The organism is Campylobacter sp. US55 (genome assembly GCF_004378955.1).
In the GTDB taxonomy this organism is placed as follows: Bacteria; Campylobacterota; Campylobacteria; order Campylobacterales; family Campylobacteraceae; genus Campylobacter_D; species Campylobacter_D jejuni.
This window is the reverse complement of record NZ_RYYF01000002.1, coordinates 20,631-45,231: the sequence shown is the minus strand read 5'-3', so window position 1 is coordinate 45,231 and position 24,601 is coordinate 20,631. Positions and strand designations below refer to the sequence as shown.

Annotated in this window: 28 protein-coding genes; 4 read left to right on the top strand and 24 right to left on the bottom strand. The window is 30.8% G+C overall.

Translation table 11 applies throughout. The annotated features are described in order from the left end of the window. Positions 1-7: 7 nt before the first annotated feature. The 6 genes from prfA to ELQ07_RS01830 all read right to left on the bottom strand — a co-directional run bounded on the left by prfA (position 8) and on the right by ELQ07_RS01830 (position 5,078). Positions 8-1,075 carry a peptide chain release factor 1 gene (prfA, locus tag ELQ07_RS01855; RefSeq protein ID WP_002858952.1) on the bottom strand — a complete coding sequence of 356 codons (1,068 nt, stop codon included), beginning with the start codon at positions 1,073-1,075 and terminating at the stop codon, positions 8-10. An 18-nt stretch (positions 1,076-1,093) separates the two neighbouring features. Further along, a complete protein-coding gene (gene rpsT / locus ELQ07_RS01850; RefSeq protein WP_002856547.1) occupies positions 1,094-1,357 on the bottom strand; it encodes a 30S ribosomal protein S20 in 264 nt (87 codons plus the stop codon). Between the two features lie 78 nt (positions 1,358-1,435). After that, on the bottom strand, positions 1,436-1,936 hold the full coding sequence (locus ELQ07_RS01845) for a phosphatidylglycerophosphatase A (protein ID WP_002858951.1): 501 nt from the start codon (positions 1,934-1,936) through the stop codon (positions 1,436-1,438). 4 nt (positions 1,937-1,940) lie between these two features. Next, a complete protein-coding gene (locus ELQ07_RS01840) occupies positions 1,941-3,101 on the bottom strand; it encodes a sulfate adenylyltransferase (RefSeq protein WP_096702725.1) in 1,161 nt (386 codons plus the stop codon). Beyond that, positions 3,079-3,966, bottom strand: a complete 888-nt coding sequence (locus tag ELQ07_RS01835) for a response regulator (RefSeq protein WP_002862251.1) — start codon at positions 3,964-3,966, stop codon at positions 3,079-3,081. The genes ELQ07_RS01840 and ELQ07_RS01835 overlap by 23 nt, the downstream gene beginning before the upstream one ends. Then, a complete protein-coding gene (locus ELQ07_RS01830) occupies positions 3,963-5,078 on the bottom strand; it encodes a bifunctional 2-C-methyl-D-erythritol 4-phosphate cytidylyltransferase/2-C-methyl-D-erythritol 2,4-cyclodiphosphate synthase (protein WP_002877789.1) in 1,116 nt (371 codons plus the stop codon). Before ELQ07_RS01830 ends, ELQ07_RS01835 begins: the two co-directional genes overlap by 4 nt. A gap of 122 nt (positions 5,079-5,200) precedes the next feature. On the opposite strand from ELQ07_RS01830, the gene ELQ07_RS01825 reads away from it, so the two are divergent. Continuing rightward, positions 5,201-6,307: an Mrp/NBP35 family ATP-binding protein gene (locus ELQ07_RS01825; RefSeq protein WP_038816157.1), complete on the top strand. Its 1,107-nt coding sequence runs from the start codon at positions 5,201-5,203 to the stop codon at positions 6,305-6,307. A gap of 25 nt (positions 6,308-6,332) precedes the next feature. Beyond that, positions 6,333-7,493, top strand: a complete 1,161-nt coding sequence (locus tag ELQ07_RS01820; RefSeq protein ID WP_002866583.1) for a 2,3,4,5-tetrahydropyridine-2,6-carboxylate N-succinyltransferase — start codon at positions 6,333-6,335, stop codon at positions 7,491-7,493. A 23-nt stretch (positions 7,494-7,516) separates the two neighbouring features. Here ELQ07_RS01820 and hisIE read toward each other — a convergent pair whose 3' ends face one another. From hisIE to ELQ07_RS01740, 16 genes are all read right to left on the bottom strand, one after another. Next, the gene (gene hisIE, locus ELQ07_RS01815) at positions 7,517-8,140 is read right to left on the bottom strand and encodes a bifunctional phosphoribosyl-AMP cyclohydrolase/phosphoribosyl-ATP diphosphatase HisIE (protein WP_096702721.1); all 624 of its coding nucleotides are present in this window, start codon (positions 8,138-8,140) and stop codon (positions 7,517-7,519) included. A gap of 1 nt (position 8,141) precedes the next feature. Further along, positions 8,142-8,909, bottom strand: coding sequence for an imidazole glycerol phosphate synthase subunit HisF (gene hisF / locus ELQ07_RS01810; RefSeq protein ID WP_044778665.1), 768 nt, complete (start codon positions 8,907-8,909; stop codon positions 8,142-8,144). Continuing rightward, positions 8,910-9,866: a COG2958 family protein gene (locus tag ELQ07_RS01805; RefSeq protein WP_002851346.1), complete on the bottom strand. Its 957-nt coding sequence runs from the start codon at positions 9,864-9,866 to the stop codon at positions 8,910-8,912. Continuing rightward, positions 9,851-10,582 (bottom strand): 1-(5-phosphoribosyl)-5-[(5-phosphoribosylamino)methylideneamino]imidazole-4-carboxamide isomerase, encoded by a 732-nt coding sequence (gene hisA, locus ELQ07_RS01800; RefSeq protein WP_096702719.1) that lies wholly within the window; start codon positions 10,580-10,582, stop codon positions 9,851-9,853. The genes ELQ07_RS01805 and hisA overlap by 16 nt, the downstream gene beginning before the upstream one ends. Beyond that, positions 10,579-11,166 carry an imidazole glycerol phosphate synthase subunit HisH gene (gene hisH / locus ELQ07_RS01795; protein WP_002862245.1) on the bottom strand — a complete coding sequence of 196 codons (588 nt, stop codon included), beginning with the start codon at positions 11,164-11,166 and terminating at the stop codon, positions 10,579-10,581. Before hisH ends, hisA begins: the two co-directional genes overlap by 4 nt. Next, on the bottom strand, positions 11,163-12,221 hold the full coding sequence (hisB, locus tag ELQ07_RS01790; RefSeq protein WP_134224649.1) for a bifunctional histidinol-phosphatase/imidazoleglycerol-phosphate dehydratase HisB: 1,059 nt from the start codon (positions 12,219-12,221) through the stop codon (positions 11,163-11,165). Before hisB ends, hisH begins: the two co-directional genes overlap by 4 nt. After that, on the bottom strand, positions 12,218-13,504 hold the full coding sequence (gene hisD / locus ELQ07_RS01785; protein ID WP_134224648.1) for a histidinol dehydrogenase: 1,287 nt from the start codon (positions 13,502-13,504) through the stop codon (positions 12,218-12,220). The genes hisB and hisD overlap by 4 nt, the downstream gene beginning before the upstream one ends. A gap of 7 nt (positions 13,505-13,511) precedes the next feature. Further along, on the bottom strand, positions 13,512-14,411 hold the full coding sequence (gene hisG / locus ELQ07_RS01780; protein ID WP_134224647.1) for an ATP phosphoribosyltransferase: 900 nt from the start codon (positions 14,409-14,411) through the stop codon (positions 13,512-13,514). Positions 14,412-14,582: 171 nt separating this feature from the next. Continuing rightward, entirely contained in the window at positions 14,583-14,936 is a 354-nt protein-coding gene (gene rplQ, locus ELQ07_RS01775; protein WP_002851332.1) for a 50S ribosomal protein L17, read from the bottom strand. Between the two features lie 3 nt (positions 14,937-14,939). Next, positions 14,940-15,953, bottom strand: coding sequence for a DNA-directed RNA polymerase subunit alpha (locus ELQ07_RS01770; protein ID WP_002932419.1), 1,014 nt, complete (start codon positions 15,951-15,953; stop codon positions 14,940-14,942). Between the two features lie 12 nt (positions 15,954-15,965). After that, positions 15,966-16,592 (bottom strand): 30S ribosomal protein S4, encoded by a 627-nt coding sequence (gene rpsD / locus ELQ07_RS01765; protein WP_002856574.1) that lies wholly within the window; start codon positions 16,590-16,592, stop codon positions 15,966-15,968. A gap of 27 nt (positions 16,593-16,619) precedes the next feature. Continuing rightward, positions 16,620-17,012 carry a 30S ribosomal protein S11 gene (gene rpsK, locus ELQ07_RS01760; protein ID WP_002779544.1) on the bottom strand — a complete coding sequence of 131 codons (393 nt, stop codon included), beginning with the start codon at positions 17,010-17,012 and terminating at the stop codon, positions 16,620-16,622. 9 nt (positions 17,013-17,021) lie between these two features. Next, positions 17,022-17,387, bottom strand: a complete 366-nt coding sequence (gene rpsM, locus ELQ07_RS01755) for a 30S ribosomal protein S13 (RefSeq protein WP_002800121.1) — start codon at positions 17,385-17,387, stop codon at positions 17,022-17,024. Between the two features lie 2 nt (positions 17,388-17,389). Then, positions 17,390-17,503 carry a 50S ribosomal protein L36 gene (rpmJ, locus tag ELQ07_RS01750; protein WP_002781429.1) on the bottom strand — a complete coding sequence of 38 codons (114 nt, stop codon included), beginning with the start codon at positions 17,501-17,503 and terminating at the stop codon, positions 17,390-17,392. A 171-nt stretch (positions 17,504-17,674) separates the two neighbouring features. Then, positions 17,675-17,893: a translation initiation factor IF-1 gene (gene infA, locus ELQ07_RS01745; protein WP_002781436.1), complete on the bottom strand. Its 219-nt coding sequence runs from the start codon at positions 17,891-17,893 to the stop codon at positions 17,675-17,677. Positions 17,894-17,980: 87 nt separating this feature from the next. Next, on the bottom strand, positions 17,981-18,778 hold the full coding sequence (locus ELQ07_RS01740; protein ID WP_134224646.1) for an MBL fold metallo-hydrolase: 798 nt from the start codon (positions 18,776-18,778) through the stop codon (positions 17,981-17,983). Positions 18,779-18,865: 87 nt separating this feature from the next. Here ELQ07_RS01740 and ELQ07_RS01735 point away from each other — a divergent pair, with 87 nt between their 5' ends. Together ELQ07_RS01735 and ELQ07_RS01730 are read left to right on the top strand one after the other, a co-directional pair. Further along, positions 18,866-20,161 carry an MFS transporter gene (locus tag ELQ07_RS01735; protein WP_134224645.1) on the top strand — a complete coding sequence of 432 codons (1,296 nt, stop codon included), beginning with the start codon at positions 18,866-18,868 and terminating at the stop codon, positions 20,159-20,161. 49 nt (positions 20,162-20,210) lie between these two features. Beyond that, positions 20,211-21,842, top strand: coding sequence for a multidrug ABC transporter permease/ATP-binding protein (locus tag ELQ07_RS01730; protein WP_057042598.1), 1,632 nt, complete (start codon positions 20,211-20,213; stop codon positions 21,840-21,842). A 19-nt stretch (positions 21,843-21,861) separates the two neighbouring features. Here the strand turns inward: ELQ07_RS01730 and cgb are convergent, their stop codons facing one another. Next, entirely contained in the window at positions 21,862-22,284 is a 423-nt protein-coding gene (cgb, locus tag ELQ07_RS01725) for a single-domain globin Cgb (RefSeq protein ID WP_057042597.1), read from the bottom strand. 91 nt (positions 22,285-22,375) lie between these two features. Beyond that, on the bottom strand, positions 22,376-24,439 hold the full coding sequence (locus tag ELQ07_RS01720; RefSeq protein WP_070316550.1) for a Cache 3/Cache 2 fusion domain-containing protein: 2,064 nt from the start codon (positions 24,437-24,439) through the stop codon (positions 22,376-22,378). Positions 24,440-24,601: the final 162 nt, after the last annotated feature.

The following is a 24,601-nucleotide window of genomic DNA, read 5'->3' as shown; positions in this document are numbered from 1 at the left end:
ATAAAACTTATAAATTTTGTTCTTGTAAAGCTTGGGCTTGATGATGAGTGATTAAAGGTTCTATGATTTCATCAAAAAGCCCATCTTGCATAATGGCATCTAAGCGATATAAAGTAAGATTTATTCTATGATCGCTGATACGATTTTGTGGAAAATTGTAAGTGCGAATGCGTTCGCTTCTATCTCCGCTTCCTACTTGTGATTTTCTTGCTTCACTTTCTTTTGCTAGTCTTTCACTTTCTTGCATTTCATAAAGCCTTGCTTTTAGGACTTTCATCGCACTTTCTTTATTTTTGTGTTGGCTTTTTCCATCTTGATTGACTACAACTATACCTGTGGGGATATGAGTGATACGAACAGCTGAATCAGTAGTATTTACACTTTGTCCACCATGTCCTGAAGATCGCATAACATCAACTTTAAGATCGTTTGGATTGATTTCGATTTCTATATCATCAACTTCTGGCATTACTGCCACGGTGATAGCAGAAGTATGCACGCGTCCTTGGGATTCTGTTTGAGGAACTCTTTGAACACGGTGCGTTCCACCTTCATATTTAAGTCTTGAATAAGCCCCTGTTCCTTTAACAAGCATGATGATTTCTTTAAATCCACCTACACTTCCTTCACTAGAGCTTACAATCTCAAGTTTATAGCCGCGATTTTCAGCATATCTTGCATAAGCTTTTACAAGATCTCCTACAAATAAAGATGCCTCATCGCCACCTGTACCTGCACGAATTTCAAGAAAAATATTTCTTTCATCATTTGGATCCTTAGGAAGAAGTAAAATTTTAATCTCTTCTTCAAGTTTTGGTTTTAATTCTTCTAAAGTTTTTAGTTCTTCTTTTGCAAGTTCCCCAAGTTCTGGATCGTTTAGCAAAGCTTTATTTTCTTCTATATTGTCTAAAGTTTTTAAATACTCTTTAGCTTTTAAAACGATAGGTTCTAAATTTTTTTGTTCTTTAGAGAGTGTAGTCATTTTACTGATATCGTTGAGTATATCAGAACTGCTAAGAAGAGAATTTAACTCTTCAAAGCGTTTTAAAAAAGGATCTAGTTTGCTAGCTAACATTAAAAACTATATAGAAAATTATGCGATTTTATTTACTAAAAGGGCTAAGCGGCTTACACGGCGAGAAGCAGTTTGTTTTTTAATGAAACCGCGACTTACCATAGCATGAATGCTTTTATTAGCTACTTTTAAAGCTTCATTAGCAGCATTTTTATCTCCATTTGCTGCAGCTTCTCTTACGGCTTTAGTTATATTTTTAAGTCTTGTTCTATAGAATCTATTTCTTTCTGTTTTTTTAATAGTTTGTCTTGCTCTTTTTTCAGCAGATTTATGGTTTGCCATTTATATTTTCCTTTTTTGAAATTAAAGACTAAATTATATAAGAATAAAATTTAAAATTTAATTAATTTAAGCAAAATTTCAAAATAAATCCTTTAAATTTATATCCCAAAAAACTAAATTAAATTTAAGTAAAAATCCATAAATTACCGCACTTAAAAGTCCAGCAAACAATCCTGCTAGCATATCATCAAGCATTACACCTAGTCCGCCTTTGACTTTTTTATCTATCTTGCCAATAATAGAAGGTTTTGTAATGTCAAAGAGTCTAAATAAAACAAAAGCCAAAATAAAATTGACTATCGAGTTTTCAACACTTGCTGCAATAGCACAAGCAAGAAAAACCCCAGCAACTTCATCGATAACTATGTGTTTGTCATCGTGAATTCCTGTTTTTTTTTCATAATCATCTATAACACGAATACTTGCAACAAAAATTAAAATACTTAGTAAAAACAAAGTATTAATTCCGAGATATTTAAGTATAAAAAAAGCAGGTATTAAAGCAGCGATAGTACCAAAAGTCCCACTTGCCTTTTTTATAGAACCTGAATAAAAAAAAGTTAAAAATAATTTTTGCATTTTGTTACACCATATAAGACATTTGATGAATTTCTAAAAGTTTTTGATAAAATTCTTCATCATTTTTGTATTCTAAAATTCCATCAGTTGGAAAAAGCTCATTATAAATTTTTTGCATATTTTTTAATCTATTTGGAAAAAGAGAAGTTAAAATAACACTAGATACTTCCTTGCGCATGAAAATTGCTGGAGGAATGATACCCGCTCTTAGTAAATCTTTTAAAGACTGAGAATTATAGTGCAAATGGTGATGACAACCATGAGGGCAAGATCTTGTGCTAACAATCATGCGACATTGATCGCAAAATACAAATTCAGGCAAAACAATCACTTCTATGCCATAATCCTTGGAAAAATCATCAAGTATGGTTTTTGGTTGATTATCATCATAAAACATTCCAAGTCCTGTATGATTTTGTCCTACTACTAGTTTGGTACAACCTAGACTTTTTGCGATAATGCTTTCTAAACCAGGATTTAAATGAGCGTGAAAAATATTAATATTTTTTAATGGAAAAATGAAAATTCTATCCGGTGGAAGATAGTTTTGAATAAATTTTTTCAAATAAGCTTCTTTAAGTTCGAATTCAAACCCATTTGCATCAAAAGATTCTACAAGAAAAATTACAACTAAATCTGCTTTATCAATAGTCCAACGAAACATTCTTTCATGGGCACGATGCAAAGGATCAAAACTTGAAACTATAGCGGTAATTTTTTGTGCATTAAGATTGTTTTTGATTTGTTGAAAATTTTCTTTTATTTTTTTAATTTGAGAATTGTAAATTTCTATTTTTCCACTTATACAAGTTGTTCCCATATCTTCCAAAGAGCAAGTGTTAGGACTGAAAATATCAGAAAAATTTTTATTATTTTTAAATCGGCTTTTAAAATCTATATGTCCTACTACTTTTTCGTCTAGTATGAGATCGATTCTATCGCCAGATTTTATATCATTTAGTGCTTCTTCAGCATTTTTTGGCGCAAAGCTTAAGGGATAGGGAAAACTTTCTCCTTTAAATTTTCCTGATTTAATGATTTCATTGACTTCTTTTTCATTCATTAAATGAGTGCAAGCACCTAGCAAACCTTCTTTAATAAGTGACAAGATACCAAATTCATTTTGATCTATGGTAATGTTTTTATTTTTTCTTGCTGATTTCATATTTCTTCCTTTTTTCCCATAAAGATTTACGTGAAATGCCTAATTTTTTTGAAAGATCAGTATCAGGAAATATATTTTGGTAATTTATAATAACATATTTTACATACTCATCTATGGTTAAAATTTCATTGCTATCGATATTTTTTTCATTATCATTTAAATTAATGCAGTTTATTTTTAAATCATCTGTATTTGAATTGGTATGCAAAATAACATTTTTGTTTTGTATAAAATCTAGGAGTTTTTCCTTTTCTGCTGCTTTTAATGCTTGAAAGTTACTCAAAAATAAGAGATTGTTTTCTGTGGGAAGTTTCATAACTTTTTCAACTGAATTTGTAGATGTTAAATCAATAAAAGAAAGAGTAATGTCACATTCATTTGCATAATTAAAAACAAAAGCATCAGCACTGCTTTGCTTGTTGGATTTTAATATCAATGGAAGTTTTAATTTTTTATAATTATACTCTGGAATTTTGATTGTTTCTAATCTTGATTTGATGTAGCTTTGATAAGCTTTATTAAGGATTGAAAGTTTTCTAAAATCTTGATAATGCTTTATTTTTCTAATCAGCTCTTCTATCATAAAGGGTTTTTGAATATAATCACTAGCACCTAATTTCAAAGGATTTGAAACTGTATCTGTACTTATATAAGAAATAAGCAAAATAATAATACTATGTTTAAACTGACCTACGGCTTTTAGAAAGTTATTAGTATTTGTAGAAAGCAGTACAATATCATAGTATTTTTCACCATTGTATTCATCAAACGAGTTGATAATTTCACAGCTATATCCAGCATCGCTTAGTTTAATGCTAATGCTTTGTGCTAGATAAATTTCATTTTCAATAATTAAAACTTTCATAATCTTGTCCAATCAAAATATTTTAAATTTACACTACTAAGCACCGCCATACCTTCTTTTCTTCCAATAAAACCCAATTTTTCCGTTGTTGTGGCTTTAACATTGATTCTAAATTCATCTAAATCTAAAGTATGAGCTATATTGCTTTGCATAGCTTGTTTAAAGTCTTTAAGTTTAGGGCTTTGTGCCATGACGCAAATGTCTATATTAATGAGTTCAAAACCTACTTCTCTGACTTTATCATAAGCCTGTTTTAAAAGCTCCATGGAGTTGGCATTTTTAAATTTCATATCAGTATCAGGATAAAGCTCTCCTATATCTCCAAGTCCTGCAGCACCTAAAATCGCATCGGTTAAAGAGTGAGCTAAAACATCTCCATCGCTGTGTGCTTTAAGCCCCATAGTAGGATGAATTTGCACTCCTGCTAAAAGCAAAGGGCGATTCTCTCCAAATTCATGCACATCAAAACCATTGCCAGTAAAAATTTCAAAGCTAGGTGTAGGCAAATCAAGCTTTTTAAGATCTTCTTTAAAGGTTAGTTTTCTTGCATTTTCTTCACCTTCAACAAACCAAATTTTTCCACCCATTGCAGCTATAGCTGTGCTATCATCTGTAAATTCTAGGTTTTGATCCAAGGCTTTTTTAAGCAATTTGGTTTTAGAAATTTGCGGGGTTTGAATGAGTTTGATTTTTTCTCTTTGCAAGGCTTCATTGTCAAAAAGTGTTGTATCTGCAACTTTTAAAGCAGGGGTAATACAATCTGCTTTATCTAAATTTTCAATCAAACGATCAAACAAATTTTTACTCACCAATACCCTTGCTACATCACTTACCATAACAAATTCGCTATCTATGAGCTCTAAGGCTTTTTTTAAGGATTCTGCTCTGGTATCACCACCTTCTATGAATTCATAGTTTTTAGTAAATTTTTTCATATAAGTGATATTACTAGAGGTAACAACTATTTTTTTAAAAGGATAAAAAGAGCTTAAATTTTTTGTTGCATAAAGCCAAAGAGGGTCATTTCCAAGTCGTAAAAATTGTTTTTTTACCTTTGTGTTAAAACGAGTAGAATTTCCAGCTGCTAACATAATGAGGCTAATTTCACTCATTTTTTCATTCCTCTTTTTAATATTGTTGGTTTTTATAATGTTACCATATTATACACTTATAAAAAGCTAAATTTTATCATTTTATTAGTAAAATTTATTTTTTTAAAAGACAAGGAAAAAATATGAAAGAACAAATTTTAGAGAAATTAAAAACTGTAAAATATCCTGGTTTTGAAAAGGATATAGTGAGTTTTAACTTTGTAAAAGATATTAAAATTCAAGATGATGGTGTATTTATTGATATAGAAATCGTTTCAGCAAATCCTGAAGTAGCTAATGAAATTCGTAAAAATGCTATTGAAGCTTTATCGAGTTTGGCTTTAAAAAATATTGAACTTAATATCATTACTCCAAAAATTCCTGAAGAAAAAAGCAATTCAAGAAGTGGAAAAAATATCGCTCCACAAGTAAAAAATTTCATCATGGTTTCAAGTGGAAAAGGTGGTGTGGGCAAATCTACAACTACAGTAAATTTAGCAATTTCCATGGCTAAAATGGGAAAAAGAGTAGGGATTTTAGATGCAGATATTTATGGGCCAAATATTCCAAGAATGCTAGGCGAAACCAAAACTCAGCCTGAAGTAGTAGGGCAGAGATTAAAGCCTATTTTAACTCATGGTGTTTATATGATGAGTATGGGGGTTTTGATCGAAGAGGGTCAAGGTCTTATGTGGCGTGGAGCTATGATTATGAAAGCAATCGAGCAACTTTTAGCCGATGTGATTTGGCCTGAACTTGATGTATTGTTTTTGGATATGCCTCCAGGAACAGGCGATGCGCAAATTACTTCTGCACAAAGTATTCCTATTACTGCAGGAGTTTGTGTAAGCACACCTCAAACCGTATCTTTAGATGATAGTAAAAGAGCTTTAGATATGTTTAATAAGCTTCACATTCCTATAGCGGGTGTGATTGAAAATATGAGTGGATTTTTATGCCCTGATAATGGTAAAGAGTATGATATTTTTGGCAAAGGAACGGCTGAGGATATGGCAAAAGCCTATAAAAGTGAAGTTTTAGCACAAATTCCTATAGAAATGATAGTAAGAGAAGGTGGAGATGAAGGCAAGCCTGTGAGTTTTTATCACCCTGAAAGTGTGAGTTCAAAGCGTTATTTAATGGCAGCTGAAAAAATTTGGAGCTTTATAGAAAAGATTAACAATGAAGGTGGTGCGGATAATTCTGCTATACAACCTGTGATGAATGGAAAAAGTGCGTGTTCGCATTAAAAATTAAGTGGATAAGGAAAAGAAAATGATTAATACTAAAGAAGATTTTTTACTTTTAATCAAACAAATCGAGCAAAAAAGTGGCTATAAAAAACCTAAAGCTTTTGGTATAGCAAGGCTTGATAGAGGACAGTTAAATAAAAATAAAATCTTACAAGCAAGTTTTGCTTTGATTAATTATGAGCAAAATTTTGGCTCAGCGGCAATCATGCTTGAAGCTTTTATGCAAAGGGGTGTGGAGATTGATTTTAATGCGAGCGAGTTTGTGCAAACTTTAAAATTAGAAGATATTGATTTTGCACTTTCTTGTTTTAAACCTTTTTTAGAAGAAGAAGGGCATCAAAATATTGATTTATTAAAGATTATCAAAGATAAATTTAAAGACGATGAGTTTGCTTTTGTTTGTCTTTTTGAAGATAAAGAACCTTTAAGTGTAGAAAGTGTTTATCTAAAACTTTATTTGCTTTCTACTAAAAAAGTACCTTTAAGAAGTATTAATCTAAATGGAGCTTTTGGACTTTTAAGCAATGTAGCTTGGAGCGATGATAAACCTATCGAGCTTGAGTATTTAAGAGCAAATGAAATGCGTTTAAAAATGAGCAATCAATATCCAAAAATCGATTTTGTTGATAAATTTCCAAGATTTTTAGCGCATATTATCCCTGAGGATAATACAAGAATTTTAGAAAGTTCCAAAGTAAGAATGGGTGCATCTTTAGCAGCAGGAACAACCATCATGCCAGGGGCAAGTTATGTGAATTTTAATGCAGGTACAACAGGAGCTTGTATGGTTGAAGGGCGTATTAGTTCAAGTGCTATAGTAGGAGAAGGTTCTGATGTAGGTGGCGGAGCTTCGATTTTAGGTGTTTTAAGTGGAACAAGTGGTAATGCTATAAGCGTAGGCAAGGCTTGTCTTTTAGGGGCTAATTCAGTGACAGGAATTCCTTTAGGGGATAATTGTATAGTTGATGCAGGTATTGCGGTGCTAGAAGGAACGAAATTTTTACTCAAAGATGCCGAAGAACTTGCTAAACTTAATCCTTATTTTAATTTTGATAAAGAAATTTACAAAGGCTTAGAGCTTAAAGGTTTAAATGGACTACATTTCCGTCAAGATTCTATAAGTGGTGCTATGATAGTAGCTTTAAATAAAAAAGCAGTCAAACTTAACGAAGCCTTGCATTGATATAAATTCATTTACATAAAGCTTTAAGCTTTATGCCTTTCTTTCAACTTTGAAATCACATCTGAGAAACTAAGATTTGCATCTGCAAGTAAAACACTTAAATGATACATTAAATCCGCTGCTTCACAAATAAGCTCTTCTTTATCTTTTACTGTCGCTGCTAAAGCTGTTTCTACGCCTTCTTCACCAACTTTTTGTGCGATGCGTTTTGTGCCACTTTTGAAAAGTTTTGCTGTATAAGAAGTATTTTCATCGGCATTTTTGCGTGCATTAATAAGTTTTTCAAGTCTGGCTAGAAAAACAAAATCCGCATTTTTAGAAATTTTTTCAAAACAAGAAATATCGCCCGTATGACAAGTAGGCCCTACAGGATTTGCTAAAATTAAAAGCGTGTCATTATCACAATCTAAGCTTAAATCTACGATATTTAAGAAATTTCCACTTTCTTCACCCTTCATCCAAAGACGCTGTTTTGTGCGTGAAAAAAAGACTACTTTGCCACTTTCTAAGCTTTTTTCTAAGGCTTCATTATTCATAAAGCCTAGCATTAAAATTTCACAAGTTTTTGCATCTTGGATGATGACAGGTAAAAGATGATCCACTTTTTGCCAAGCAATTTTTTCATTAAGTTCTTTGAAATTTTGCATATTATATCCTTATACTTAAACCTTGATTTTTAAGATAAATTTTTAATTCTTTAATGTCTATAAGTTTTTGATGAAAAACAGAAGCAGCTAAAGCCCCATCTATACCCAGTTTAAAAGCTTCTAAAAAATGCTCCATTTTTCCCGCTCCCCCACTTGCGATCAAAGGTACTTTACAAATTTTATATACAGCTTCTAATTGTTCTAAATCATAGCCATTTTTAACACCATCTTGATTCATCATATTTAAAACAATTTCGCCTGCACCTAGATCTTGCACTTCTTTAACCCATTCTAAAGTGCTTTTTCCACTATGCTTGCTTGTTTTTTCATCGCCTGTGTATTGAAATACTTTTAAATTTCCATTTTCATCTTTGAAGCTATCAATCCCTACTACTACGCATTGCACGCCAAAGCTTTTAGCAAGGCGTGTGATTAGGCTTGGATCATTTAAAGCAGGAGAATTGATAGAAATTTTATCTGCCCCATTAGCCAAAAGTTCAGCTGCATCTTCTTCGCTTTTAATACCCCCTGCAACACAAAAAGGAATATTGATATTTTTTGCTACTTCACTTACCCATTCTCTTGATATGCGTTCTTTTCTAGCACTTGCAGCAATATCATAAAAAACAAGCTCATCAATACCATTTTGAGAATAATACTTGGCAAGTTCTATGATATCTCCCATATCTTTATGGTTTTTAAATTGTGTTCCTTTTACTACTCTGCCATCTTTGACATCTAAACATGCAATTATGCGTTTTGTAAGCATTTATTTCTCCAAAATACATTTTTCTTTAAGATATTTTTCCATTTCTTCATCGCTTTTAATTTCATCAAAATTAGCTTGAATTTTTGCTTCTTTCCCCACTTTAATTTGTTTGTTTATATCATCAATAAATTCTTTAAAATTTGGATTTTTATTAATCAGCATATTTAGTGTTTGAATATCAAGTTCTTTTTCTTTTGCACTAATTAAAATTTGAGAATTTGAAATATCTTTTTCAAGTTTTATCACTCCTATGCCAAAACTTTGATTTAAGCGTCTTAACTCGCTTAAAACCTCGCTATCAATTTCTTGTAAAACAACCAAATAGCCCTCATTTGCCCAACTAGAATTGCTTACAGCTTGAAAATAGCATTCTTTTAAATTTGAAAAATTTAAAGCAATTTTAAGTTCAAAAGAAAAAAGTTTATAGCTGTTTTGTTTGATATTTTCTAAAAGTGTTATGGTTTCTTTTTCATAATCATCATAAGGAAAATAAACCCCTACAATATCAGGATAATTCCACTTATCTTCCCCACCTTTACCCTTTTTGCTTTGTTCGTGATAAATTGTTTTGCAATTTAAATTAAAATCTAAATTTTCATATAAAAATTTTACAAGCAAGGGGTGTAAATCTCTTTCATGAAATTTATTTTTTTCTTGTTTTTCGTTAGTAATTTCATTTTTATTATCAAGCTTTAAAAGTTCATTTTCTCTTTCTTTTAGCCAAAAAGTTGTAGGTTTTTGAGAAGCTTTGATAAATAAAGAATTGTGTTGCAATTCTTTTATATCAACATATATCCTAGCCCCTAAAGTAGCAATTGGAGTTTGTCCTATGCTAGAAAGCTTTTTATCTAAGCCTTGTTCAAGAGCTTTTTGCCAAATTTCATTAACACTTAAAGGTCTGTCACTTTGTTTTAAAATTTCTAAAGTAAGTTCTTTGTAGCTTAATTTGCTAGACATCTTATCCCTTCTTCTACGCTAAAAACTCCGTCTAATAAAGCTTTTCCTACGATAACCCCACTACAAATTCCTTTTAAGTTTTCAAGGTCTTTTAAGCTCGCTACTCCACCACTTGCCTGAATGCAAATATTAGGAAAAATTTCATGGATAAGTTTGTAAAGTCTTGCATTTACTCCTTGCATGGTGCCATCTTTTGAAATATCTGTGCAAAGTATGTGTTTTAAGCCTTTATTGCTATAAAAATCTAAAACTTCCATAAGCTTTTTATCACTTGCTTCTTGCCAAGCATTTACAGCCACAACATAATCTTCTTTTAAAATCGTATCTAAGGCTAAAACTATAGCTTCACTACCAAATTCTTTTAAAATTTCAAGACATAAAGTCGCATCTTTAATCGCCATAGATCCTATCACTACTCTTTTTACTCCACAATCAAGCAAAGCTTTAACTTCTTCTTTAGAGCGTATGCCTCCACCTACTTGTAAATTGACACTGACTTCTTTAGCTAATTTTTTTATCAAAGCAAGTTGTCTTTTGCTAGGATCTTTTGCACCTGTAAGATCTACAAGATGAAGTTCTTTCGCTCCTGCTTTTTCGTATTCTTTGAATTTTTCCAAGGGATTGTATTTATATACTTTTTTTTGTTCGTAATCCCCTTTTACAAGACGCACCACTTCGCCATCTATAAGATCGAGTGCGGGTATGATTTGAGTCATCCTATATCCTTAATAAAATTTGAAATTAAAATTTCCCCCGCCTCGCTACTTCTTTCAGGGTGAAATTGTACCCCGTAAAAATTATCTTTCATTACACTTGCGCTAAATTTTTGCGAATACTCACAATCTGCTATAGTGTATTCCCCAAGTCCTACACAATAACTATGCACAAAATAAAAATAAGCTCCTTCTAAGCCTTTAAACAAAGCATGAGAGCTATGAACTTGATTCCATCCCATATGTGGAAAAGTAAAGCCTTCTTTAGCTTTAAATTTTTGAGTTGTAAAATCTATGAGTTTTAAGGTTTCTTGATTTAATTCTTCGGAAAAATTTCCTAAAATTTGCATACCTAAACAAATACCAAGCAAAGGTTTTTTGGTATTTTTAATAAAATCAATAAGATTAAATTGTTCTAAATTTTTCATCGCTTCTTTTGCGGTACCCACTCCAGGTAAAAAAAGCTTATCCGCACTTTCAAGCTCTTTTAAATCCCTGCTGATAGTTGCATTAAAACCTAATCTATCCAGACAAAATTTCAAAGATGCCAAATTCGCACAGGCTGTATCGATGATGATGATTTTCATATCACTCCTTTAGAGCTGGCTAAATTTTCACTTTCTATTTTCACTGCCATTTTCAAAGCTTTTGCAAAGGCTTTAAAAAGCCCCTCGGCTTTATGATGATCATTTTTGCCTTTAACTTTTAAATGCAAACTTATACCCATAGCATAGCCTAAAGAATAAAAAAAGTGCTCGATCATTTCTGTGCTTAAAGCCCCTAAATGAGATTTTTTAAATTTGGCTTTATAGACTAAATGAGGACGATTGCAAAAATCCATCGCACAACTTGCCAAACACTCATCCATAGGTAAAGCAAAACCATATCTTGCAATGCCGATTTTATCCCCTAAGGCTTTTTTGATACAAGCTCCAAGTGCTAAGGCTACATCTTCAACGCTATGATGCTCATCGATTTCTAAATCCCCTTTGCAAGAAATTTCAAGCCCTATGCCTCCATGTACAGCGATTTGCTCTAACATGTGATCAAAAAAATCAATGCCTGTTTTAATGCTAATCTTATCCCCATTTAAGCACACTTTCACTTTTATATCTGTTTCTTTAGTAGTTCTTTGATAACTCGCGCTTCTAAAAGAACTTAAAATTTCATTTTCTATTTCTTTCCAAGAAAGTTCGCCGTATTTTAAACCACGCACGCCTAAATTTGAAGCCAAGATCATATCACTCTCACGATCTCCGATAACAAAACTTTGTTCTTTATCGTAAAGTTCGTGTTTGATATACTCTTCTAACATAGCGGTTTTAGGTTTTCTACAAGCACAATTTTCATTTTCAAAATGCGGACAAATAAAAATATCTTGAAATTCTATACCGCAACTTTTTAAAATATCAAGCATTTTTTCATGAGCAATTTCAAAATTTTCCTTTGGAAAACTTGGCGTTCCAAGACCATCTTGATTGCTTACCATGACAAATTTAAATCCAAATTTTTTTAGTTTTAAAAGAGTAGGTATAGCATCTTTTTCAAAACGCAATTTTTCAAGAGTATCGATTTGAAAATCGCTTTTTGGCTCCTCTATTAAAGTGCCATCTCTATCTATAAAAAGGATTTTTTGACTCATTTTAAGCTCTCTAAACGAAAAGTTACTGCATTTTTGTGTGCGTCTAAATGCTCATTTTGCGCTAAAATTTCAACACTTTTACCCAAAGCTAAAAAGCCTTCTTTGCTTAGCTCTTGAACGGTCATTCTTTTACTAAAATCTGCCAAACCTAAACTAGAATGCGTTTTAGTAAGTCCATAAGTAGGTAAAACATGATTTGTTCCACTTGCATAATCACCCATAGACTCCGGAGAATAAGCTCCTAAAAATACTGATCCTGCGTGTTTTACACCTTTTAAAAGTTCTCGTGGATTTTGAGTTTGTATGATCAAATGTTCAGGGGCATAAAGATTTGAAATTTCTAAGGCTTGATTTAAATCTTTAGCTATGATAATGCGTGAATTAGCAATGCTTTTGCTTGCAAGTTCTTTACGAGGTAAAAGTTCTAATTGACTTTGGACTTCATCACTTGTTTTTTGAGCAAAATCTTGACTTAAACACACCAAAATCACTTGAGAATCTGCACCATGTTCAGCTTGTGAAAGCAAATCACTAGCTACAAATTTTTCATTAGCCAAATCATCAGCTATTACTAAAACTTCACTAGGTCCTGCTTGCATATCAATAGCTGCTCCATTTATATCGCTACTTACTTGGCGTTTTGCTTCGGTTACAAAGGCATTTCCTGGGCCAAAAATTTTATCCACCTTTAAAACACTTTGCGTACCGTAAGCTAAAGCCGCTATAGCTCCTGCACCACCCATTTGATAAATTTCATCCACGCCGCAAAGCTTAGCACAAAAAAGCACAGCATCATTGATTTTTGCAGGACTTGCTAAAACGATTTTTTCACAACCTGCAATTTTTGCAGGAATAGCTAGCATTAAAACCGTTGAAAACAAAGGTGCTAAACCCCCTGGTATGTAAAGTCCTACTTTTTCTATAGGACGTGTTAAAACTTCACATTTAACGCCTTTTGTAGTTTCAAGAGCGATTTCATGTGGGATTTGAGCTTCGTGGAATTTTTTGATATTTTCATAAGCTACTAAAATAGCTTCTTGTAAATCTTTATCCAAACGATTACTTGCTTGAGTAATTTCTTCTTGAGTGATTTTAATCTCTGAAATTTCAGCCTTATCAAATTTTAAAGCTTGTTCTATCAAAGCTTGATCGCCTTTTTCTTGCACTTCTTTAATAATGGAGCTTACTATTTTTGAAATTTCATCTTTCGCACTTATAGCAGGGCGTTTTAATGCTTCTTCTTTTTGTTTTTCATCTAAATTATCATATACTAAAATTTGCATTTTTTACTCACTTTAACATTTTTTCTATAGGCAGAACTAAAATCGAACTCGCACCTTCTTCTTTTAAAGCCTCCATGGTTTCCCAAAAAAGATTTTCTTTACTTACCATATGTAAAGCTACATTTTTTTCATCGTGTGCTAGAGGTAAGATAGTCGGTCTTTCAACTCCTGGAAGTAGGGCTTGAATTTTATCAAGTTTTTCTTTTGGAGCATGAAGCATAATGTATTTAGATTCTCTTGCTTGCATTACTCCTGCTACACGCAACATAATTTTATCCACTAAGGCTTGTTTTTCTTTACTTAAAGCATTTTCTTTTTGAATTAAACAAGCACGAGATTCATAAATGACTTTAACTTCTTTAAGATTATTTGCTTGTAAAGTTGCCCCGCTTGAAACAAGATCGCAAATCGCATCGGCTAAATTTGCCCTAGGGGCTACTTCAACAGAACCTGTAAGCATACAATTTTTATAATTAATCCCATTTTCTTTCATAAAACGCTTTAAAAGTTGTGGATAAGAAGTAGCTATCCTTAAGCCTTCAAAATCTTTCAAATTTTGAAATTTATTTTCTTGAGGTAAGGCAAGAGAAAGACGGCAATATCCAAAATCTAGCTTTTTTAAAAGCTTATAGCTTGGATTTTCTCCTAAAGACTGGCGTTTAAGTTCATTTTCTTCTAAAACATTTTCCCCTATAATGCCTAAATCTACAACCCCATCAAAAATAAGCCCAGGGATATCATCATCTCTAACGCGTAAAATATCTATGGGTAAATTTGTAGAAAAAGCGATCAAACTTTGTTCATGGATATGCATTTTAACACCACATTCTGAAAGAAGCTCTATGGATTCTTTTGAAAGTCTACCTGATTTTTGTATCGCAATGCGTAAACGAGTGTTTTCTTGCATAACATATCCTTGAAATAAAAATTAAAAACTTATATTAGCATAAGTAGTTGAATTTTTAGCAAGGGTTTTAGAAAATAAATAAATTTAATTTTATTTAAAATAATTATTTAAAACTTTTTATTTTTAGGATATTTAATTAAAGTATTAATCCTAGCAAAAGCTAGGATTTGATTAAGCTACAAATTCGATGAAAGCCATTTCAGCAGCATCACCACGGCGAATTCTTGTTTTGATGATTCTTGTATATCCACCATTGCGATCTTTGAATTTTGGAGCAATTTCAGTTACTAATTTATTAGTAGCGTTTTTATCTTGCAATGAAGCAAAAACTGCTCTATGAGCGTTAAAATCTCCAAGTCTTGCTCTAGTAATCAATCTTTCTACATAACCTCTTAATTCTTTAGCTTTTGGTAGAGTAGTTTCAATTTTTCCGCTATTTACTAAAGCTATAGTTAAATTTTTTAATAAGGCAGCACGATGAGATGAAGTTCTGCCAAGTTTTCTATATCCATGTTTATGTCTCATTCTTTATCCTTCGTTTTGTGCTTTTAATTCTGCGATTTTATTTTTAAGTATTTCTTTATTATCGCTAAGCTTAGAAGTTCCCACAGGAAAACCTATGCTTTCCATGATGTTTTTAATTTCATCAAGAGATTTTTTACCTAAATTCTTAAGTCCTGCAAGTTCACTTACACTCATCAAAGCAAGCTCGCCTATGTAAACTACTCCTGCTTTTTCAAGACAATTATAACTTCTAGCACTTAAATTTAAATCTGTAATGTTTTGCAATAATTTAGTATTTTCTAACTCATTGCTTGTTGCTTGATTTTTAATTACGCTTCTAACATTGGTAATTTTATCAAATACTGATAATTGTTTATACATAGCTTCTAGAGCATTTTGAAAAGCTTCATTTGGAGTGATTTGTCCATCAGTTGTTACGGTTAAAACCACTTTTTCATAATCAGGATTATCTTCAAATAAAACTTTTTCAATATCATAAGTTGCTTCTCTTACGGGTGTAAAGAAAGCATCTAAAGCTATAAATTTAGGATCATTTAAAAGCTCTTTAATTTCTTCGCTTGGTACATAGCCAATACCTTTTTCAACGATCAATGTGAATTTGAGTTCAGCATCTTCGTTGATTGTTGCTAGATAGGCGTCTTTATTTACTACTTCTACTTGATCATTATTTAGATCTTTGCCGTAAATTTCTTTTGAGCCTTTAAAGCTAAATTCTACTATTTCTTTATTTGATTCGCCTTTAATTTTAAAGCGTAGTTTTTTTAGATTAATGATAAAAAGTGCTACATCTTCAAGCATACCACGCATGCTATCAAATTCATGAGCTACGCCATCAATATGGATCGCAGTTGGAGCATATCCTATGGTGCTAGTGTAAAGCAAACGGCGTAAAGGATGGGCTAGGGTGATTCCATAGCCGATCTCAAAAGGCCAAGCACTGATTTTAGCCACAGTATCACTAATGTTTTCTATTGTAAATTCTGTTGGCGTATAAGCAGATGTTGTAATATTTCTCATATTTAGCCCCTATTACTTAGAGTAAAGCTCAACGATAAATCTTTCCTCAACCGGAATGACAACTTCTTCTCTCTCAGGTTTTCTTGTGAAAATTCCAAATCTCTTATCTTTTTCAACATCAACCCAAGCAACGATTCCAGTTTGTGCTGTAAGTTCGATAGCTCTTGTTATTTGTGGATTGTTTTTGCTTTTTTCGATAATTTCGATTTTAGCACCTGCTTCTACTCTAAAGCTAGGAATATCCACTCTTTTACCATTTACTAAAACATGTCCATGTGTTACAAGTTGTCTTGCAAAACGACGTGTTGTAGCAAAACCCATTCTATATACCACATTGTCTAATCTTTGTTCTAAAAGCTGGATAAGTAATACCCCTGTATTTCCTTCTCTTCTTGCTGCTTCAGCAAATAAACGACGGAATTGCTTTTCGCTTACTCCATACATAAATTTAGCTTTTTGTTTTTCTCTTAATTGAAGTCCATACTCACTAATTTTACCTTTTCTTGCTCCGTGTTGTCCTGGTGCATAAGGGCGTTTATCTAGTGCACTTTTGCCAGCTAGTCTTCTTTCTCCTTTTAATGCTAAGCTAACACCAAAGCGTCTTTCTAATTTTTCTACTGGTCCTCTATATCTTGCCATAATATTCTCCTAAATTTTTCTTATATCTTAGACACGACGACGCTTAGGCGGTCTGCAACCATTGTGAGCTAATGGAGTGATATCTTTTAAGAAAGTTACTTTGATTCCTTCCATAGCACCTACACTCTTAACAGCAGTTTCTCTACCGCTTCCTGGTCCTTGTACTTTAATGCCTACTTCTTTAATTCCGTGTTCTTTTGCTTTATTTAAAGCGTCTTCTACTGCTTGTTGTGCCGCATAAGGAGTTGATTTTTTAGAACCTTTAAATCCTAAACCACCTGCACTACTCCAAGCGATAGCATTTCCCATTTCATCAGTTACTGTAACCATAGTATTGTTAAAAGTCGCACTGATATAAACAATACCTTTTGCTATATTTTTTTTAACTACTTTTTTCTTTACGATTTTTCTTTTTGCCATGATTTATCCTTATGATTTTGCACCAACAGTTTTTCTCTTACCTTTTCTAGTTCTTGCGTTTGTTTTTGTTTTTTGTCCGCGAACTGGTAAGCCTTTTCTGTGTCTTAAGCCTCTAAAGCTTCCTAAATCCATAAGTGCTTTAATATCCATAGCAACTTGTTTTCTCAAGTCCCCTTCAACCATATAGTTTTCTTGAATTTCTTTACGGATAGCTGCTGCTTCATCTTCACTTAACTCATGAACTCTTTTATCATAAGAAATTCCTACTTTATCTAGAATTTTTCTTGAAGTGAAAAGTCCTATACCATAAATATAGGTTAGTCCATACTCAATTCTTTTTTTCTTTGGTAAATCCACACCTGCAATACGAGCCATGTTTATCCTTGTCTTTGTTTATGTTTTGGATTTTCGCAAATAATGCGAACCACGCCTTTACGGCGAACTACTTTGCACTTGTCGCACATCTTTTTAACCGATGGTCTCACTTTCATGAGCGTCTCCTTGAATGAATTCCACTTGATTTACGACTACATCAGGTTTTATGAATAACCAACTATTTTCAAAATAAGTGGTGGATTTTAAAAATACTTCTTCATATAGTTCGATGTAATTTGTCGCAAAAACTCTAATTTTATCTAAAATTAGCTTTTAAATAACTTAGATTATTTATATCTAAAAGTTATACGCCCTTTATCAAGGCTATAAGGTGTAAGTTCTACTTTTACTTTATCACCTGGCATTATTCTTATATAATGCATACGCATTTTTCCTGCAATATGACATAAAATTACATGTTTGTTGTCAAGTTCAACCTTGAAATTTGCATTAGGCAATGCTTCAAGTACGGTGCCATCAATTTCGATTACATCATCTTTTGCCAAAATTTTCTCCTTTCATGAAATAAAAAGGCTATAATTTTAGCAAAAATTATTAAAATTTTTACTTAATTTTTAGTAATTTTTAAGTAATTAATCTAAAAATTTAGGCTCAATAAAAGGCGCATGAGTCCCTATAACTTTGAGTTTTCTTTCTTTAAATTCTTTAAGTAGTTTTTCCCTTGTTTGTATAGCCTCATTTTGATCTATATCAAATTTTATAGCGATTTTAGGTTTTGGGATTTGTATATCATAAAGATGAAGTAAATCTCCCCAAAAGACTATTTTATCATCAATTATGATAGCATTTTGACCTGGGGTATGTCCATAAGCAGGTATGGCTTTAATGCCTGAATTTTGAAAGATCAAATCTTTAGAGTGGTTAATAAATTCTATATTTTTAAGTTTAAGCAAGGTGTTTTTAATTTCTTGTCTATCGCTTTTGATCCAAAAATCATATTCTTTTTTATCGATTAAAATTTGAGCTTTTGGAAAAAGATTTTCTTCGCTCATTAAAGCTCCTATATGATCAGGATGCGCGTGTGTTAGGATAATATGAGTGATATCTTTAAAATCGGTTTTGTGGGTATGCAATTTTTCTTTTAATGTGTCAATAGTATCTAAAAACCCTGTGTCTATTAAAGCATTAAAATTTGGATTTTTTATTAGAGCAATATTATGCTCATTTCTTTTGATTTTTGTGCGAGTTTTTCCTATAAAATTCTTATCTTCATCGCTTTGTGGCACTAAAAAAGAAAATAATAAATTTAAAAATTCATCATCAGATTGTTTAAGTGAGATTATATGGGTTTGATTTGAACTTTTGCTTGTGGTTTTTTCTTCTAAAAAATAAAGATTGGTTTTTAAAAGAGTGATTATAAAATTAAACATATTTATCCTTAAATTTTTTAGATAATATTTTGGAAATGATTATAGTATAATAAAAACAATGTTTTTAAAATTTAAGGTAATTAATCAATGAAAAAATCAAAATTTGGAACAAAGGAAATTAAGATCTTAGGACTTTCTTCACTAGGAGGAACTTTAGAATTTTATGATTTTATTATTTTTGTATTTTTTGCTGAATATATAGCCAATGTATTTTTTCCTAAAGATATGAGTGAATTTTGGGCTTTATTAAATACTTATGGAGCATTTGCAGCTGGATATTTAGCACGTCCTTTAGGTGGTATAGTTATGGCACATTTTGGAGATAAATTTGGGCGTAAAAATATGTTTATGCTAAGTATTTTACTAATGGTTCTTCCTACCTTTGTCTTAACTTTTATTCCAGGTTATGAAACTCTTGGGTTTTTAGCTCCTGTTTTATTGATACTTATAAGAATTTTTCAAGGCATAGCTATAGGTGGAGAATTGCCTGGAGCTTGGGTTTTTGTAAGAGAACATTGTCAAGAAAAACAAAAAGCTTTCTTTTTAAGCTGTTTAAATTCAGCTATGGCTTTAGGAATTTTGTTAGGAAGTATAGTATTTTTAATCATTAATACTTTTTTTAGTATAGAAGAAATTGCTGCTTATGCATGGCGTATTGCTTTTTTTGTAGGTGGAATTTTTGGGATTATTTCTATTTATTTGCGTAGATTTTTGCAAGAAACTCCTGTTTTTAAACAAATGAAAAAAGAATCATCACTTAGTTCTTTTCCACTTAGAGATTTATTTAAAGAAAAGGATATTGTAAAAAATTTATTTTCATCAATGATGATGACTTGGGTTTTAACAGGTTGTGTTATTGTGCTTGTTTTATTGATGCCTAAATTTATGCCTAGTATTTTAAATTTAAGTGGGGTTGAAGGAAGTTATTTACAGATATTAGGAATTTTGGGAATAGCTTTAGGCGGGGCTTTTATGGGTTATCTTGTAGATAAATTTGGTTTATTTAAAATTTGCATTTTCTTTTCTTTAACTTTTGTATTTTTTTCTTTTTTATATTTTTATACTTTATATGAGCTTAAAAATTTGGTTTTGGTGTGTATTTTGTATTCGATTGTTTGTTTTTTAGGTGGGATTAATGTGTTTGCGCCTATTTTAATGAGTGAAGTTTTTAGAGCTAAAATAAGATTTTCAGGAATTTCTTTTTCTTATAATATTGCTTATGCAATTTCAGGCAGTATTACTCCGCAACTCGTTTTTTGGCTTAATACACTTGCGAGTAAAAATGAAAATCCATTTTTATATGGTATGAGTATATATATGATTTTTTTAGCGTTATTGGCTATTTGTGCTGTTTTTATAGTAAAAGATAAAATAAAATTTTGATAATCACTCTTAAAATGTTATAATTAAAATTATATTTTGGAGTTTATAAATGCCTTTTATTATGGAATTACTTAAGCAAAATAAATTAAAGTTGATTTCTTTTTTGCTTTTTTCTTTTATTACAAGTGCTGTTGGAGTTTTAACTCTTGTTTTTATCAATGATTATTTGCTTAAAAATGCACAAAACATTCCTATTTTTTATTTTATTGTTTTGCTTTTGATATTTTTTATAAGTTCTACCATAGTTGAACTTGGACTTAGTATTTTTGGACAAAATTTTATTTTTAAAATGCAAAGGCGCGTAGTAAAGCAGATCTTAGACACCCCTTTGTTAAGAGTGGCTAAAGTAGGTAAGGCTAGAATTTTAGCTTCTTTGGGAAGTGATGTGAGAAATATATCTTTTGGGCTTTTAAGATTGCCTGATTTTTTACAATCAAGTATATTGATTTTATGCACTAGTGTTTATTTATGTTATCTTTCACCACAAATTTTTGCTTTGTGTGTGATATGGATTATGGTTATTTTTATTACTAATAATTTTTTGATGATGAAAGTATATCAGTATTTTCGAAAGGCAAGGGAAAATGACGATGCTTTGCAAAATAATTACCAAAATATATTAGATGGACATAAAGAACTTTTGATCAATCGTGACAGAGCCAAGCTTTACTATGAAGATGAATTTGAAAATAATGCAAGATTGAAAAAGAAAAATAGTACTTTAGGCAATCTTTTTAACAATCTCTCAAACAACTGGACAAATGTAACTCTTTTGGCTTTAGTGGGTGTAGAGTTTTACTTAGCTTTAAAATTTGAATGGGCAAGTGTTGCAGATGCTACAACTATAGCTCTTTCTATTTTGTTTTTACGAACCCCTTTAGTATCTATGATAGGATCTTTTCCTACTTTGCTTTTGGCAAAAATCGCTTTAGATAAGATCGCAAAATTGGAATTAGATGATTATATAGAAGGTTTTAAAAAAACACATTATATTAGTGAATGGAAAAAAATTTCTTTTAGAAATACTCAATTTGCTTATGAAGAAAATTTTCACTTAAATCCTGTAAATATAGAACTTAAAAAAGGTGAATTGGTATTTTTAATAGGTAAAAATGGAAGTGGTAAATCCACTTTTTGTATGCTTTTGACAGGACTTTTTAAGCCAAGCAAAGGCGGAATTTATGTTGATGATACGCTTATAGATGATAAAAAGTTAGATGAGTATAGATCTCTTATTTCTGCCGTTTTTAGCGATTTTCATCTTTTTACTAAAACCTTAAATAAAGAAAATTTTGCAAGCGAAGAAAAAATTGCTTTTTGGTTGGAGTTTTTAGAACTTAAAGATAAAACAAGTGTTAAAGATAATGAACTGACCTTAACCAAACTTTCTACAGGGCAAAAAAAGCGTTTAGCTATGCTTATAGCCTTGCTTGAAGAAAGGGATATTTTAGTGCTTGATGAATGGGCGGCTGATCAAGATCCTGTTTTTAGAAGATTTTTTTATAAAAAACTTTTACCTTTGCTAAAAGAGCAAGGTAAAACAATCTTTGCTATCACACATGATGATGCATATTTTGATAGTGCTGATAGAATTTTCTTGGCTCAAAATGGTGAAATCAGCGAATTAAAGGGTGAGAATATAAAGGAATTAGCTAAAAATTTAGTAGAAAAATTTGATTAAAGCCCAAAATGGGCTTGTATTATTTATCATAGAGCTTTTTTTCTATATCGATATAAAATTCAGCAATTTTTTCATAAGCAACTTCCCAAGCTTTAAGAGTGGCTTCATCAGGATTTAAAAGATTTTTAATAGCCTTTAAAAGGCAGGCTCCAACTATAGGATAATGCTCTTCTTTAACCCCTAAATTAACATGAGTTATGGCAACTTTATCAACAAAGCTTCTCATATTTTCTAAATTTTCTATATTTTTAGCTGCCATTAAAATCGCCATCGCTAAAGCTTTTGGTTGTTCTCCTGAAATTTGTTTTTCCATATTAAACATAGGTTTTACCTCAGGATAATCATTAAACATTATTTTATAAAACTCATTAGTTAAATCCTCTCCATTTTTTTGCAAAATAGGCACACAATCTTTGATGATTTGAATTTGTTCTTTTGTCATAATTTCTCCTTTTTAATGTAAAAGAGATATTTTATATCTTAAAAAGGAGAAAAAAATTGATTTAAGTTAAATTTACACTAAAAACATGAAATTAGAATTGTTTTTTGTGTACATCTTCAAGTATGTTTGAAGAAATATCGTTTATTTTTTTAGCTATACTATCAGCATTATTGGCTATTTTAAGATTATCATCCGTAACACTTCCTATTTGATCTACTGCTATATTGATTTGAGAAATACTTTCTGATTGTTTTTTTATATCCATAGCTACATCAGTTATGGTTTGAACAAGTAAATTAATATTAGCTTCTATTTCAGATAAGGAACTTTGAGTTCTTTCAGCTAATTTTCTAACTTCATCAGCCACAACAGCAAATCCTCTACCATGTTCTCCAGCACGAGCTGCTTCAATAGCAGCATTTAAAGCTAGAAGATTAGTTTGTTCTGCTATATCTGTTATAATATCTATAATATTTTTTATATCTTGGGTTTGAGAAATCATTGTTTCTGTTTCACTTGTGACATTGCTCATAGAGTTAGTGATCTCTTCTATGCTACTAGAAGATTTTTTTAGGGAAGAAGCTTGTTTATTTACTCCTTCTTGAAGTTTGCTAATCGCATCTTCTAGTAAAATACTTTGATTTGAAAGTTCATTAGCAAATTCTTTTGAAGTTGTAAGCATAGATTTAATTTCAGCTCCTAAAGCATTAGCAACAACTTCAATTTTTCCATAAGTGTGTTCAATTTTACTTCTAAAATCAAGATTAGCGTAGTTATCAAAAACTTTTATAATTTCATTAATATCTCCACCTATATTTTTCTTTAAAGTATTAAGCATTTGATTTAAAACTATTTTTAATTCTTTAAGTTGTGGACTAGCAGGATCTATATCAAGTTTAATATTTAAATTCCCTTTTTCGATTTGTTTGGCAATTTTAGTGGATTTATCTATAGCTTGAAAATCCAAGTTTAAAATTTTTTGAGTTTTAATTATAGCTTGATTGACAGCCTTTGATAATTTTCCTATTTCGTCGTTATTTTTTTCTTTTTTAAGCAAAGGAAGGTAATCTATTTCGTGGCTAACATAGGCTAAAAAATCAAAAATAGTTTGAGATACATTGTATAATCTTTCTAATATAAGTTTTTTTAATACAATAAGAGTAGATATCATAATAACTATAAATAAAATGATTATACTTGTAATAATAATTTTAGTTAAGACAGAATCATTTTTGGTAAAATCTTTGATAAAAGCTTCGCTAATGATATATAAATCTAAAGCATCATTATAGCTAGAATAAGATTCAAAATTTTCACCATATTTTTCAAATTTTACAATACCGTTTTTAGGAGGTTGTTTATAATATTCAACTTGACTTGGTTTCTGATTTTTATAACCTATCACAAAAATATCTTTTTTAGGATCTATAACTATATTATTTCCATTTTTTCCTATTTTAACATCCTCTAAACTATTTTGTATAAGTTTATAAATTTGGTCCATTGTGCTAACTACGGCAATAACACCTATAATTTCTTTTTTGGAATTTTTTATAGGTTTATAAATTGTAATGTAATCTTTTCCATATAAAGAAATTCTACCATAAAAATCATTTCCTTTTGAAACAGATACATAAGCAGGAGAATCATGTTCCAAAGTTGTACCTACAACACTTTCTTCATCTTCATTTTTTAGCGATGAAGCTATTCTTATAAAATCATTGTTATATTTTACAAATATTGTTACTTCACCATTAGTTGAATTTTTAAAAGCCGAAATATAATCAGTTCCATTAGCTAACTTACCTCCATTATAGGTTAAATTAGGAATATTTATGATTCTGTTATTTGCAAAAAGATTGGTTTGACCACTTATAGCGAAAGTTTCTTTATTTTCATCAGAAAAGCCAAAATATCTTTTTAGGGTATTATCAAAATAATGCAGTAAAGTTTCTCCATCTTTTTGAATAATTTGATTTAAGAAATTATTTATAATTCTATTTTCTTGTCTTAATGTATCATATAAAGTTTTTTCTGTAAAATTTGACATAATAGTTATAAGACCTATAAAAAATATAGTTGCTAATGTAAAAATTAGCATAATATTTAAGCTCAAAAATTTTTTACCTAATGAAGCATTTTTTAAATTAAACATAACTTACTCCTTAAATATAAATTTTTGTAACATTAATGATCTAGGATATATTTTATCTTTTTAAAATTTAATTTTTTTTAATTATTATATTTTTTGATTATAAATCCCCTATAGGGGCTTGTTATTAAAACATTTTTAATATATAATTCTAATCATTTTAAA